The sequence below is a fragment of the Allobosea sp. 05T438 genome (assembly GCF_056396025.1).
Genome location: NZ_JBFTKQ010000010.1, coordinates 52,186 through 65,441, shown reverse-complemented (window position 1 = coordinate 65,441; position 13,256 = coordinate 52,186). Strand labels below are relative to the sequence as shown.

At 60.4% G+C, this 13,256-nt stretch carries 12 protein-coding genes; 6 read left to right on the top strand and 6 right to left on the bottom strand.

The features are described from left to right. Positions 1 to 3: 3 nt before the first annotated feature. Together AC1DIN_RS19335 and AC1DIN_RS19330 are read right to left on the bottom strand one after the other, a co-directional pair. Positions 4 to 948 carry a polysaccharide deacetylase family protein gene (locus AC1DIN_RS19335; RefSeq protein WP_476810966.1) on the bottom strand — a complete coding sequence of 315 codons (945 nt, stop codon included), beginning with the start codon at positions 946 to 948 and terminating at the stop codon, positions 4 to 6. A gap of 9 nt (positions 949 to 957) precedes the next feature. Beyond that, positions 958 to 1,719 carry an SDR family NAD(P)-dependent oxidoreductase gene (locus AC1DIN_RS19330; protein ID WP_476810965.1) on the bottom strand — a complete coding sequence of 254 codons (762 nt, stop codon included), beginning with the start codon at positions 1,717 to 1,719 and terminating at the stop codon, positions 958 to 960. 95 nt (positions 1,720 to 1,814) lie between these two features. Here AC1DIN_RS19330 and AC1DIN_RS19325 point away from each other — a divergent pair, with 95 nt between their 5' ends. After that, positions 1,815 to 2,603 carry an IclR family transcriptional regulator gene (locus AC1DIN_RS19325; protein WP_441471856.1) on the top strand — a complete coding sequence of 263 codons (789 nt, stop codon included), beginning with the start codon at positions 1,815 to 1,817 and terminating at the stop codon, positions 2,601 to 2,603. 398 nt (positions 2,604 to 3,001) lie between these two features. Here AC1DIN_RS19325 and AC1DIN_RS19320 read toward each other — a convergent pair whose 3' ends face one another. From AC1DIN_RS19320 to AC1DIN_RS19305, 4 genes are all read right to left on the bottom strand, one after another. Continuing rightward, the gene (locus AC1DIN_RS19320) at positions 3,002 to 4,351 is read right to left on the bottom strand and encodes an amidase (RefSeq protein WP_441471855.1); all 1,350 of its coding nucleotides are present in this window, start codon (positions 4,349 to 4,351) and stop codon (positions 3,002 to 3,004) included. 183 nt (positions 4,352 to 4,534) lie between these two features. Further along, positions 4,535 to 6,208 (bottom strand): thiamine pyrophosphate-binding protein, encoded by a 1,674-nt coding sequence (locus tag AC1DIN_RS19315; protein WP_476810964.1) that lies wholly within the window; start codon positions 6,206 to 6,208, stop codon positions 4,535 to 4,537. A gap of 75 nt (positions 6,209 to 6,283) precedes the next feature. After that, the gene (locus AC1DIN_RS19310) at positions 6,284 to 7,138 is read right to left on the bottom strand and encodes a hypothetical protein (protein WP_476810963.1); all 855 of its coding nucleotides are present in this window, start codon (positions 7,136 to 7,138) and stop codon (positions 6,284 to 6,286) included. A 104-nt stretch (positions 7,139 to 7,242) separates the two neighbouring features. Then, positions 7,243 to 8,196, bottom strand: a complete 954-nt coding sequence (locus tag AC1DIN_RS19305) for a LysR family transcriptional regulator (RefSeq protein WP_441471852.1) — start codon at positions 8,194 to 8,196, stop codon at positions 7,243 to 7,245. 260 nt (positions 8,197 to 8,456) lie between these two features. Between AC1DIN_RS19305 and AC1DIN_RS19300 the strand changes: the two genes are divergently transcribed. From AC1DIN_RS19300 to AC1DIN_RS19280, 5 genes are all read left to right on the top strand, one after another. Then, complete coding sequence (locus AC1DIN_RS19300) at positions 8,457 to 9,329, top strand: ABC transporter permease (protein ID WP_441471851.1); 873 nt, start codon at positions 8,457 to 8,459, stop codon at positions 9,327 to 9,329. Further along, positions 9,329 to 10,165 carry an ABC transporter permease gene (locus AC1DIN_RS19295; protein WP_476810962.1) on the top strand — a complete coding sequence of 279 codons (837 nt, stop codon included), beginning with the start codon at positions 9,329 to 9,331 and terminating at the stop codon, positions 10,163 to 10,165. Before AC1DIN_RS19300 ends, AC1DIN_RS19295 begins: the two co-directional genes overlap by 1 nt. Positions 10,166 to 10,225: 60 nt before the next feature. Then, a complete protein-coding gene (locus AC1DIN_RS19290) occupies positions 10,226 to 11,338 on the top strand; it encodes an ABC transporter substrate-binding protein (RefSeq protein ID WP_441471849.1) in 1,113 nt (370 codons plus the stop codon). Positions 11,339 to 11,448: 110 nt separating this feature from the next. Continuing rightward, positions 11,449 to 11,784, top strand: a complete 336-nt coding sequence (locus AC1DIN_RS19285; RefSeq protein WP_441471848.1) for an EthD family reductase — start codon at positions 11,449 to 11,451, stop codon at positions 11,782 to 11,784. Between the two features lie 47 nt (positions 11,785 to 11,831). Next, on the top strand, positions 11,832 to 12,971 hold the full coding sequence (locus AC1DIN_RS19280; RefSeq protein ID WP_441471847.1) for an ABC transporter ATP-binding protein: 1,140 nt from the start codon (positions 11,832 to 11,834) through the stop codon (positions 12,969 to 12,971). Positions 12,972 to 13,256: the final 285 nt, after the last annotated feature.

The window sequence follows — 13,256 nt, the reverse complement described above, 5'->3', positions numbered from 1 at the left end:
CTGTCAGCTCCGGCCGTTGGTGGCTGACGGAACAGGAGCGCTAAGACCGGCTTCATCTGCGCAATAGCGGCAAATCTCTTCGTGCGTCGCGAACCAGACGGAGCCTTTTGCTTTCGCCGCCCTGATCACTTCGTCGAGAATGAAAATCCGTGAGCGGTGACCGATGATGTGCGGGTGCATCGTTAGCTGGAATAACCCGCCCTCCTCCGCAGCGACGTCGAGTTCTCGCAGGAAGAGATCGAGCACCATGGGCGGCCCGCTGTGAGGCCGCAGCCCCTTGAAGCGATCCATGCCGAAATAGACGGCATCGTCCCGGATCCACTCCACCGGCAACTCCACGATTCCGGTCGGCTGCCCCTCGTCGAGAAGCTCGTAGGGCTCGTCGTCTGCCATCAATGAGGAATCGTAGAGCAACCCCATTTCGCGAACGATCTTCAGCGTCCATGGACTGAAATCCCATGACGCGGTCCGCATGCCCTTCGGCTCCCGGCCGGTCAGCTTCGTCAACGTGTCGCGGGCACGGAGCGCCAGATCACGTTCCGTGTTGTAGTCGAGCACCGAGTTGAGCTCGTGGATCCAGCTATGGATCGCCACCTCATGCCCGGCATCTGCAACTGAACGGGCTTCCTGGTCATGCAAAAGCGCGGCAACGGCTGGCATGAAGAAGCTGGCCGGAACCGAGTGGCGGGCAAGAGTTGCAAGGATACGCGGAATGCCGGAGCGATTGCCGTATTGCCCCTGGCTCAGCTTGGAGTAAGAGCGCCCACCCTCCCGGAGCTCGTTCGTCTCGTGATCGGAGTCGAAGGATAGGGCGACGGCGAACTTGGCGCCATTCTTCCAAACTCCAGGCTTGAGCGACCGCCCTGCCCGGACGTGGTTCACCACCTGCCGCCAGGTCTCCTCACTCCACGTCCAGGGCTTGGTGTCGGGGGGCAGTGTGACGTTCATCGGAAGCACTCAGCGATTGAACTGGAACCCATCCACCACGATGTCTTGGCCCGTGATGAAGCAGGGGTTCGAGGTTGCTAGGAACGTGACGAGCTCTGCCACGTCATCGGGCTTGCCCATTCGCTTCAGCGCGATGCCGGCATCGGCAATCGCGGGGCCGCGGGCTCGGGTCAGTGTGTTGCCGACTTCGGTCTCGATGATGCCGGGGCAGACGGCGTTTATGAGGATCTCCGGGCCGAGCTCTTTGGCGAGAGCGCGGGTCATCCCGATGATTCCGGCCTTGGCAGCCGCATAGGCGAACCGGCTGACGGCAGCAGTCACACCGCCAGAATGCGCATTCAGCGACGACATCGAGACGATGCGCCCACGACCCTGGCGCTGCATTATCGGTGCGGCAGCCTGGATGTAGTTGAAGCAGCTCTTCAGATTGAGAGCGATAGTGTGGTCGAACTCGGCTTCAGTGATCTCGAAGATACCCTTCGGCATCCCTTTGCCAGCATTGTTCACGAGGACGTCTACGCGGCCCCACTGCGCGACGACTTCCGCAACAATACGGCTCGCCTCTTCTTTGAAGATGACGTCCGACTGGAAAGTCAACACGCGCCGGCCTAGCGATATTATTTCGTCAGCCGTGCGCTTGAGCTCATCCGGCAACAGATCGACGAGCGCAACGTCCAGTCCAGACTTCGCAAGAGACAGCGCGCAAGCGCGGCCTATACCTCGCGCGCCGCCCGTGACAATCGCCACGGGCGCAGCGTTGCTCGAATTCATGACTCACCCTCTTTCAAGAGGGTTGATTTCCTCTTGATTAAGGGAGAGCCTATCGCCGGCAAAATGGTTCGCCAAGAGAGATTCGGTTCACGTCCATGAACACCGAGGTCAAGTCTGCGGCGCGCGTGTTGGACCTGCTGGAGTATCTTGCAGGCTGCTCTGAGCCCGTGAAGCTGAAGGAAATCGTCGCGGCTCTGGGATTTCCGAAGAGCAGCGCTCATGCGCTGGCTCAGACCCTGGTTTCACGCGGTTACGCAATTCAGGACGCGACTGAGCGATATGTGCTTGTCCATGCTAGTCGCCATCAATCGGCTTCTCGCGCGCTCGAAGCCCGCCTCCTTTCTGCGGCGCACCCGATCATGGAACAGCTTCGGGACGAGAGCGGCGAGACAGTCATGCTGGCGGTTCTAACTCAGCGAGGCGATTGCCGACGCATTGCCAAATGCGTGAGCCGGCAGGCCGTCCGCTACGATATCGAACTGGATGGCCTTTCCGACTCTTACTGCTCAGCCACCGGCCGTCTCCTACTCGCTCACTGGGATCCCGTTCTTACCGACGGTTACTTTGCGAGGGCGCATCTCGTACAGAGGACTCCTAAGACCGTCACAGATCCCGACGCGATAAGGGGAATGTTCGACACGATCCGCGCCGAAGGCTTAGCCGTCAGCGACGAAGAGCACGTAACGGGATCGACGGGGCTTGCCGCGCCGATCTGGGGGAGAGAGGGCAAGGTCATAGCCGCGCTCAACCTTGGCGTCGTAGCACTAAGATACCACGCTCGCGCGCGAGAGCTTGCTGATCTGCTTAAGGATGCCGCGCGTCGGATCAGCGGACGTTTGGGCCATAGAGCATCCCCAGATCATGAAGTTTCATCCCCGGTATGAACGCATCTATCAGCCTTCGACAATGGCCCTTGATCATCGCCGCCCAGGCGCTTTAAATCACTCTAGTCGCGACCCAATTAACTCGTTGAGCTAATAGGATAATTTAAGACTTAAAGCGCCAAACCGTTTGTAAAACAATAGTGCCTATAAGATCAGCATTTATCGACCGCCGGACAGTAATCGCCGATTCTTCGAACTTCGGCCGCGTATACATCTAAATCATCGCGTTCGAATTCGGAATACAAAGATGATTTTCTCTTAATACGATCAGATCCACAACAGGAAGAGAAATTAAAATCAGAAAAATGCTTATCAATAGCCCTTACGCGCCACAGGCGTCAGCGCGCTCCTTGTCAGAGCTGAAGCGCTAGTCGGACGGTTACTCAAGGAGATTTGCCTTATCTAGCCAGCACCGCTTCCAGCGCGGAAGCTGCTTTCAACAACATGTCGTCGTGATTGAAATCCGCGACCATCTGGAGGCCGAACCCGGGGCCTCCGATGGGAAGCGGCAGCGAGAGTGCCGGAACCCCCAGATAGCTGAACGCTGGGGTATAGGCTCCGAGCCTCGCATTGAAATCGAGGATCGCGCCTGTGCCCGACAACCTCTCATACTCGTCGCGTCGAGGCGGAAGAGATGGCGATGTCGGCATAAGAATGACATCCACCTCGGAAAAGACCGCCTGCCTCAACTTCGCCAGATGTTCTTCGCGCGCTTTCCGGGCCAGGAGATAAAGGCTCCCGGGATATGTGAGCCCCTGGAGCAATCGATCCCGAACCTGCGGACCAATCTTCTCTCGGTCGGAGTGCAACCGGGCGGCATGCTCGGCCCCCGCCTCCGTAAGGAAGACGACGGCGGAGAGAGCAGAGAGGTCGGCGAGGTCCTCGATCTGCACCGACCTAAGGTCTAGGCCCACCCGACCCGCGGCGGCCATCACGCTTTCAAAGGCGTCCGCGACTTCCCCGTCCGGCGACACGGTCAACGATTTCGAATCGAGGACGCCAAAGCGGATAGCCCTCTCCTCCCCGATCCGCCTCTCGAAGCTCAGCTGCGATCGTTCCGGAACAATTGCATCGAGAATGCGGGCACAGTCGCGCACGGTGCGAGCTAGAGGACCGATGGTGTCGAGGCTGCCCGAGACTGGAAAGCAGCCATGGGACGGGACCAGACCCACCGACGGCTTCATCCCGACGATGCCGCAAAATGCGGCCGGGATCCGAATCGACCCTCCTGTGTCCGTTCCCAGCGCGCCATACACCAACCCGCGAGCAACAGCCGCAGCGCTTCCGCTCGAAGAACCACCGGTCACCCGGTCCGGGTCTCGCGGGTTCTCCAGGAAACCGTAGTGCTCGCTCCAGCCGGCGGGGCCCATGGCAAATTCCGACAGGTGGAGGCAGCCCATATTCACGGAACCAGCCGAATCCAGAGCGGCCAGAGCGGCGGCCGTGCTCGAACCCTCCAGATGGAAATGGGAATGGGTGGCGAATGACGCCTTTTCTGACCGGATCGAGAAGAGATCCTTATGCGCCAATGGCACTCCGTAGAGGCTTCCCTTCCGATCGCGCGTGCCGTCCAGAAGGCGCGACCGCGATATTGCCCCTTCCTTGTCAAACCGTATGAAGCAAGCCCGAGCGGCCGGACTGGATTCGATCCTCTCGATCGACGCCGATACGAGCTCCGATGGCAGGATCTGTCCGGAAGAAACAAGCTCCGAGGCGGTGCACAGATCGACGTCAAGAAGATCAGCCATTCTTGGGCGCTCTCACATGCGACTCATCAAAGCCGGGCTGTCTGGGCGCGCTTTGCAGCAACAGGACTGGCAGCTTTTGAGCAATGCGGGTCACCGCCTCATCAAGCCGGCCCGCATCCTCCTCGGGAAGAACAATTCCGTAGTGCAACGCGAGGACGTCCCGCGGCCGACCAGCCCGTTCGCTCATAATTCCCTCTCAAGGACGGCATCGAAATTGGTCACTGGCGGAAAGGCCTCGCGATCAACGACAATGTCGATCACGCAAGGATGGTCGGCAGCAATGCCGCGAGCAAGTGCTCGGTTGAGTTCGTCCCTGTTCGTCGCCCGCAGCCCTGTGGCGCCGAGCGCCTTGGCAGCCAAAGCGAAATCGGAGGCAGTGAAGTCGTTCGCTTCGGCCACGACATTCCCGTTCCAGCGGTATTTTTGCTCGTGATATTCGAACGCCAGACCGTTGTTGTTGAACACCAGGATGAGAGCGGGGATCTTGTAGCGGACGGCCGTTTCGATATCCGCGAGATGGTAGCCGGCTCCACCGTCTCCAGTGATGCAGACGACCTTCTCCTTGCGTGCCATCTGCACGCCCAAGGCAGCGGGCAGCGCCCAGCCGAGAGACCCCACAGCCCGGAAGAACGCGTTGTAGCGTAGCGTCGGAAACAGAACGCCGGTCCAGGCGGCCATATAGCCCGTATCGGCCACGACGGTGATCTCGGATCCGTAGCGAGACAGTTCCTCGAGGACAGACACTGGCGAGAGTACCTCATGCGAAGCGACACGGGCGGTGTGACGCGTAAATCGCTCCAGCCAGGCCGCGCTCTCCTTCTGGCAATCGGCGAGCCAATCGCTCGCATCGGTGGGCGCATTCTTCAGGGCTTCGCTCAGCAGTCCGTCGACGAACGCCCGGATATCAGAGCGAATGCAGAACGCCGGCGCATAAGGGTTGGCAAACGCCGTGAGATCCTGATCGACCTGGAGCACATTCGCCTTTCGCGAAGGCAGGCTGTAGCCGTTGGTCGACAGCCCCCCTAGCCGCGTCCCAAGCGCCAGCACGCAATCGGCCTGCGCCATAAGGCGGTTCGCCGTGACCGACGAGTAGCGACCGACGATTCCGCAGAACTGCTTGCATGAGGACAGGACGGCGGGCTTGCCCCCCATCGTTGCGACCACGGGGATGGCTAGCGCTTCCGCGAGGCGCGCGACGGCTTGTCCCGCGTCGCCGAGGCGAACTCCTTCGCCGACGAGGATCATCGGCCGCTTCGCCGATCTGAGAGCCTCAAGGGCGCTGGCCGTTTCCTCGCTGGCGGCCTGCAGCCTGTTGAATGTCGGCAGGGGTCCCTTGCCTTCGACGCCCTCGCTCGCCCCGGGCATTCCGAAATAGTTCTTGGGAACATCGAGGTGCGTCGGCCCCCGCGTCGGGGAGACGGCAGCGGTCAGCGCCTGCCTCATCAATGAGGCGACCTGCCCCGGCTCTTCGGCGGCACCGTTCCACTTCGTGACCGGGCCGAACATCGTGTTCTGATCGATCGCCTGATACTCGTTCACATGTACAGCGCCGGTCGCGGTGGCGCCCGTCAGCGCAAAAACCGGAGACTGAGCCCAAAAGGAGTCGGCCAGTGCCGCCGCGACATTGGCGGCCCCTGGCCCCGCTTGTCCGTACGTCACGGAGACCTTGTCAGTCGCGCGCGCGAACCCATCCGCCATATAGACTGCGCCAGGTTCGCTGCGGGCCACGATCATCTTGATCCCGGCATCGCGCAGGGCGATCCAGAGCGGCTGATCGCCGCCCGTCAGCATGAAGAAGTGCTCGACACCGCACTCTTTCAGAGTGCGCGCAATATCGGTCGCAACGGTCTGGGTCATCGTAGAGCTCGCGAAGTGTGAGGAGTTGATCGCCGGATTGGAAAATCAGGCCCGGTTGCCGACACGGCCCGTCGGCTACGGGGATGCACCGAGCCATCGCTCCAGGAATATCCGGAGCGGCATTCCGATGGCTGAGCCGAGATCGAGCGCAGCAGTGTTCGCACGAGAGATGATGCCGGCTGTCAGCGTGGACGCGGCATTCCCGATCTCTGCGCTCTCGTGGTCGACCGTGACGGCAGCAATGCCTCGGCTGCCGAGGGGATCAAGACGGCCGGTCCCAGCATCGTCGCATCCGTTGCCCGCGTCATTGAACGCGACAAAGCGGGCTGCAACATTGATCGCTTTCGAACGGTCGCCACCTATCAGACCACCATGCGATCCGGTGATAACGACACGTCCCTGATCCCTCGCCTCAATCAAGGACGCGGAGTCGATACAGACGATGCTTTCCAGACCTGAGGCAAGAACGACCTCGCTGCGATGCTCATTGACGACGTCGACCGGCCTCTGGCCCTGGCCGAGTTGAGCCAGTCGCTTCAGTGCCTCCATACTGACCATATCGGGAACCACCCCGGCTCGCCGGGCAATGCGGTTGGCATGGCTGATAATGCCCCTTCTCGCCATATCGCTGGCGTCGCCGATGCGGGCGCTCGAATGGCTGACCGTCGCGACTCCGACCCCGGACCGATCGCCCTCGGCGAGGGCGGCGATGCCAGCGTCGTTGAGACCTCGGCCAGCGTCGTTCAACACCAGGCCTCGAGGCTGAACACTCAGTCCCTTGAACGCAGAGTAGAGGCCGCCATGAGACCCGGACAGAACAACGAGGCCCCTGGCCGCCTCTGTTAGATAATTGATTGAATCAACTCGACAGAGCCAAGGCGCAGTCTCGATTTCTTCCCTGGCGGCGTCGTCTGATGCGACGTTCGACAACTGCTTCCCTCCGGCCAGTGCCAACGGCCGCGAGGATGAGTCAGTGATTATGATAATTCAACGATGATGTTTTCTCATCTATCGATAACAAAATGGGATCGATTTCAAATCGCCTGATCTTCCGTTTCGCTGGCCAGCTGAGCCGCGACGTCAGTCACCGTGCGGCTGAAACGTTCTATCGACGGCGCGCTCTGTTCGCCGCGCCGACGGATCAGAGTCACGGGCGCTGGCTGATATTCGATCGGAAATGGCAACACGCGAAGCTCTGCCTCGGCAGTGAAATGGCGGGCGATTTCCGTCGGCAGAATGCCAATCAGGTCGCTGTCCAGGAGAAAGGCCTTGATGATTTCCAGGGATGAACTCTCGACCTGAACCCGAGGCGGCGTCAGCCCTGATTGCATAAACAGGGCGCTCAGCGCCTGCCTTGCAGCTGTCCGAGATGGAGGCACGATCCAGCCGAAGCCCGCTGTCTCCGAGAGCGCGACCTGATCGCGGCGGCCCAGCGTGGGATGCTTCCCGTTCACCACCGCCGCGAAGCGCTGATAGTAGAGGATCTGCTGGTCCAGAGCGTGTTCATGCTCGGAGACATATCGCCCGATCACGCAGTCCAGCTCGCGCTGCAGAAGCTGGTTGACGAGCGCCTGTGTCGTTCCTTCGTGGATGTCGAGGGTCAAGGAGACCTTCTCGCTCGTGAACCGCTTCAGAGTACGCGGTATCAGCGCGGGCGATAGAAACGCGATTGCCCCAAGTCGCAGATGCCCGATTTCACCCGCGGTGATGGCTTCGATCTCGGACCGGGTATGCGCCAGCTCATTGAGGAGAGCGACCGCACGCGCAATCAATGCCTCTCCGATCCCGTTCGGATGCATTCCGCTGCGGCCGCGGTCGAAAAGCTGAACCTCGAAGATCTCCTCGACCTCGCGGATGATTTTGCTGATCGCCGGCTGGCTCAGACCCATCTCCTGGGCAGTTCGATGAGCGTTGCGGAAGCGCCCGACGTTTGCGAGCACCATCAGGTGCTGGACCTTCAGCCGGGATTGCAGGTCGGCGGTGAACATACGTCGGAGCCTCCGAATTTTCGATATCGTTCCGTTATCGTCCGATGAAAAAACATCATCATTGAATTATCAAAATATCTCCGCCTATCCTTTCATCCTAGTAGACGGCGGCACGTTTCGCACCACGCCGCGCACCAGAGATCGTGGCGGGACATGTTCGACGTTGCTGCTCTGAATGGCCTGAATCCTGCTCGCATCGACGGCGGTGAGCGGCCTGTTGGGCTCATCGAAAAATCGTCAGACGTCCGAGGGACATGCCGATGAGGTCTTCAGCCACTCCAGGATCGCGGCAGGCGCTTCTCGCTCTTCCCGGTGCGATTTGGCTGCTGACGTTTGCCGTGCTGCCTTTGGGCTTTCTGGTCGTCATGTCGTTCTGGTCGACCACGATCTTCGGCCTTTCGACCGAATTCACGCTCGACAATTACGCCACCATTTTCTCCGATAGCGTCTATCTCACTATCCTCGCCAAAACGATCCGGATGGCGCTGATCACGACAGCGCTGACGCTGTTGTTCTCCTATCCGGTCGCCTATTTCCTCGCCGGCCTGACCGGCCGCGGCAAGGCGATCTGCCTTCTCCTGCTCTTCATGCCGTTCTGGTCGAGCTACGTCGTGCGCACATTCCTGTGGCTGCCGATGCTGGGGCGGAACGGCCTCGTCAACACGCTGCTGATGAAGATCGGCATCATCAACGAGCCGATCAATGTCCTGCTTTTCTCGGAGGGCACCGTCCATCTCGGGCTGATTTACGTCTACTCGCTGTTCATGATCCTGCCGATCTACCTGTCGCTCGATCGCCTCGACAAGCGCCTGATCGAAGCTGCGGCCGATCTCGGAGCCGGTCCAGTCAACACATTCAGGCGCATCGTCCTGCCACTGAGCATGCCCGGTGTCCTGTCGGGCAGCGTCATGGTCTTCCTGCTCGCCTGCGGCGCCTATGTGACGCCGCAGCTTCTCGGCGGCACCGCCGGCGTCATGTTCGGCAACATCATCGCCGCCCAGTACTTGAACACGAACAACTGGCCGCTCGGAGCCGCGTTGTCCGTCGTCCTGGTGCTCGTGGTCCTGGCCGGGATGTTCCTGGTCGGCCGCAAGGCCAAGATGGAAGAGATCTTCGTTGGAGGGCAGCACTGATGAGCAACGCCGTTCTCCAGGCCGAAGCTCGGCCAGCCACGTCGTTCATCTGGCCACGCGCCGAAAGCCTGCGCAAAAGCATGCTTTACGCCTATGCCGCCCTGTTCTTCCTTTTCCTTTATGCGCCGATTGGGCTCCTTCTCGTTCTGTCGGTCAATGATTCCGAGGTGATCGGACTGCCCTTCAAGGGCACCACCTTACGCTGGTACGAATACGTCCTGACGACGCCCGAGCTCATGCGCGCGCTGGCGAACAGCTTCGCGCTCGGCTTTGTCAGCGCGGGCATCGCGACTGCAATCGCGCTGATGATGGCCATGGGCTTCCGACGGGAGTTCCCGCTCAAGGGCCTTCTGATGAAGATCGTGCTCCTGCCGATCCTGATTCCGGGCATTGTCGGGAGCGCCGTGTTCCTGGTTTTCTTCGGTTATCTGGAAATCCCGTTCGGACTGTGGACCACGGCGTTGATGGTCCATATCACCTGGGCTCTACCCTTCGCCTTCCTGACGATCTTTCCGCGACTGCACGGTTTCGATCGCGGCCTCGAGGAAGCGGCGATGGATCTGGGCGCCACGCCGATCGTCGTCTTCCGGCGAATACTCCTGCCGATCGTCCGGCCAGGCATCGTCGCGACCTTCCTCTTCGCCTTCACACTGTCTTTCGACGAGTTCGTGCGCACGTTCCTCGTCATCGGCACGCAGCGCACGATCCCCGTTCATCTCTGGACTTTGATCATCGATCAAATGGCGCCGTTTCTGCCCGCCGTCGGCGTCGTGATCATGGCCGTTTCGGTCAGCGTTTCGCTCGTCGGCTTCGCTCTTACGCCGAAGGAGAAGTGAAGCCGCACCGGCAAGACACCGCTTTCGAAAATCCAACAAGAACGGAACGAGGGGAACAGCATGTCGAAACTGAATTCCACATCATCGGGCCTGAACCGCCGGCTTCTGCTGAAAGGCGGCGCGGGCATTGGCGCCGCTGCGAGCCTCGGGCTTTGGGGCGGCGCTGCGAAGGCAGCCGCCTCCATCGATATCGTCATGGTCAATGCGGCGATCGGCGGCCCTCTCCGCGCAGTTCTCGAAGGTGCCTCCGGCGGCAAGATCAACGATGCGCCTTGGCAGTCGACGACCGACGTCGTCTCCCGCCTTACGGCACCCGGCGGCACAGGTCGTTACGACCTGCTCATCGCGGGCTCCGATTTCGTTCGCAAGCCGATCATGGGACCGAAGCCCGGGAGCGAGCTCGTCCTGCCCATCGATACCGCGAAGATGTCGAACTTCAGCCAGGTCGCAGACGCCTTCAAAAAGGATGTCGCCGACCGCGACGGCAAAATCTTTATGGTGCCGGTGTTCTGGGGCTTCGACTCGGTGATCTACAACACGGAGCAGATGCCGGAGAATGATCCCTTCACGCAGTCCTGGGCACCCCTGTTCGAAGACAAATATGCCGGGCGGATTGCGTGGTACGACGCCGCACACCAGATGATCATGGCGGCCGGCCTTCACCTTGGGAACAAGAAGCCCGAGGAGCTGGAAGGGAAGGACCTCGACGAGGTCGTCAAATTCCTGATCTCCCGCAAGAAGAACATCCGCACCATCTGGTCGACGTTTGCTCAAGGCACGAACTTGCTCGCGACGGGCGAGGTCGCTTGTCTTTACGGACCGATCCCGGTTCGCGCCGAACTGCAGCGCAAGGGCTTCAAGGTCACCAATGCATGGCCAAAGGAGGGGGTGCTCTCCTTCGCGCATTCGGCATTCGTGCCACGCGACTCCAAGAACCTGGAAGCCTCTCAGGCCGTGATCAATGCGATGCTGGGCAAGGATTACGCTTCGCAGGTGACGAAGGTCTCCGGCTACCTCTCGACCTCGAATCTCGGCAGCCAGGATTTCACAGCCGAGGAGCGGAAGCGCTTCGGCTACGGCGTTCTCGATGGTTCGACCAAGCATCACGGACTCGGGTTCCCGCCGGCCATCGCGAAATGGATCGAAGGTTGGAACCGGGTGAAGAGCGCGTAAGTCGCGGCCCCTGACAACGTCCGCACCGACAACTGCTCCGGCCGGCCGAGGCCGGAGCCCTCAGCTTATTTTCGGCCGGCTTGGCCGGTCGCCGACCAAGGGAGAATGGCATGTCGATCGGTTATTTCGTTCGCTATGAGGGGCAGTCCAGTGAGCCAGAGCGGTTTGTCGACTATTACATGAACACTCACGGCTCGTTCATGAAGGGCTACCCCGGCATCCGGTCGGCAATCGTTCACTTGCCGGTCGAGGGCTGGCACGATCCTCTGAAGATCAACCCGGGCACGTCTTTCATGCTGGGTGAATTCACGTTCGACTCGGTCGACGCTCTCAACGCTGCCCTCGCTTCGGAAGCACGCATCCGTGCGCGTGAGGACGCGGGTCGGTTTCCTCATTTCGAAGGGAAAGTCACGCATCAGGCCTTCAAGAAGCACATCCTCTTCTAACCGATAAAGCCTCGCAGGCTTTCGACATCAATTGAAGGGATGGCACCATGGTGGCTGTGGCTAAGCAGGTGGACCTGATGGATGCAAACTTGAGCCAGGCCGATAGGGCGGCGCCTCCCAGCGCAGTTTCAATCCGCGCAGTCTCCAAGTCCTTCGGTCAGGTAAAGGTCCTGCGAGAGACCGATCTCGATATCAGGCAGGGAGAGTTTTTCTCCCTGCTGGGTTCGTCCGGTTGCGGCAAGACCACCCTGTTGAGGATGATCGGAGGATTTGAGACGCCCACCTCGGGCGATATTTCGATCAGTGGCCGCAGTGTGATCGAAGACCCGCCGTATCGCCGGCGCACAAACATGATCTTCCAGCATCTCGCCCTCTTCCCGCACATGACCGTGGCCGAAAACATCGGCTTTGGCCTGGAGATGAAGAAGCTCGATGCCAGGACGATAGCGAGAAAGGTCGACGAGGCACTGGCGTTGGTCCGTCTTTCTGAAATGGGAGGGCGCAAAATCGACGCCCTGTCAGGCGGTCAGAAGCAGCGCATTGCGATGGCACGCGCACTCGTCAACGAACCCGACGTCCTGCTTCTCGATGAACCGCTGGGAGCTTTGGATCTGCAGTTGCGTCTGCAGATGCAGGACGAGCTCAAGCGGCTTCACAGGGAAACCGGGCGAACCTTCATATTCGTGACGCACGACCAGACTGAAGCAATGACCATGTCCGACCGGATTGCAGTGATGGGCAATGGACGGATTATTCAGGTCGGCACGCCGGAAGAGGTTTACGAGCGCCCCAATTCGAGATTTGTCGCGCAATTCATGGGCCATTCCAACTTCCTCGAAGGCAGCGTCCACTCAGTCGGGCCCGATCGAGTCGGCATGGTGACCACCGGGGCGGCATCCCTGACATGCCGGATACCCCCATCGATTCAGCCGGGACAGAAGGTTCTGTTCGCCTTGAGATACGAGAAGCTCGACGTGACCCTTCCCAGAGGCGGCCGCGACGAACTTGTCGGGACGGTCGTCTCGCGCAGCTATATGGGCGCTACCGTTCGCTATGAAATGAGGACGGATGACGGGACGGTTTTCCTTGCGGACACCGGCCACGCAGCACAGCATTTCGCGCCGAAAGAGGGAGATCGCGTCGCGATTAGCTGGTCGGTCGACGCTGCATCGATATTGGCTGACTAGCGTGTCGGAATTAGCTCCGACAGCGGCCAGCTCGGCTCAGGTGCTGCGCGGGTAACTTAGCCCGCGAAGAGTATTGATCGACGACATGGAGCGCTGGTTCCCAAGGCATCGAGACCCCTGGCATTGTCCTGCCGCAGGTTCACGCGTCGCGGGTGTGCCACTAGGACGGTGAGGAGAAGGGGAGGTCGGAGTTTAACACCTCTCGGCTCGGCGTCCTGATCCAATCGGGAGGTTTCCGTGGGAGCCTTCAGGCTTCATCGCGCCAGAAGCGGACTCTAGCTCCTC

Bases quoted from the DNA above. Each gene is read 5' to 3' on its own strand.
- AC1DIN_RS19335 (WP_476810966.1), bottom strand. From the start codon at position 948: ATGAACGTCACACTGCCCCCCGACACCAAGCCCTGGACGTGGAGTGAG.
- AC1DIN_RS19320 (WP_441471855.1), bottom strand. From the start codon at position 4,351: ATGGCTGATCTTCTTGACGTCGATCTGTGCACCGCCTCGGAGCTTGTT.
- AC1DIN_RS19285 (WP_441471848.1), top strand. From the start codon at position 11,449: ATGTCGATCGGTTATTTCGTTCGCTATGAGGGGCAGTCCAGTGAGCCA.
- AC1DIN_RS19300 (WP_441471851.1), top strand. From the start codon at position 8,457: ATGAGGTCTTCAGCCACTCCAGGATCGCGGCAGGCGCTTCTCGCTCTT.
- AC1DIN_RS19315 (WP_476810964.1), bottom strand. From the start codon at position 6,208: ATGACCCAGACCGTTGCGACCGATATTGCGCGCACTCTGAAAGAGTGC.
- AC1DIN_RS19290 (WP_441471849.1), top strand. From the start codon at position 10,226: ATGTCGAAACTGAATTCCACATCATCGGGCCTGAACCGCCGGCTTCTG.
- AC1DIN_RS19280 (WP_441471847.1), top strand. From the start codon at position 11,832: ATGGTGGCTGTGGCTAAGCAGGTGGACCTGATGGATGCAAACTTGAGC.
- AC1DIN_RS19330 (WP_476810965.1), bottom strand. From the start codon at position 1,719: ATGAATTCGAGCAACGCTGCGCCCGTGGCGATTGTCACGGGCGGCGCG.
- AC1DIN_RS19325 (WP_441471856.1), top strand. From the start codon at position 1,815: ATGAACACCGAGGTCAAGTCTGCGGCGCGCGTGTTGGACCTGCTGGAG.
- AC1DIN_RS19295 (WP_476810962.1), top strand. From the start codon at position 9,329: ATGAGCAACGCCGTTCTCCAGGCCGAAGCTCGGCCAGCCACGTCGTTC.
- AC1DIN_RS19305 (WP_441471852.1), bottom strand. From the start codon at position 8,196: ATGTTCACCGCCGACCTGCAATCCCGGCTGAAGGTCCAGCACCTGATG.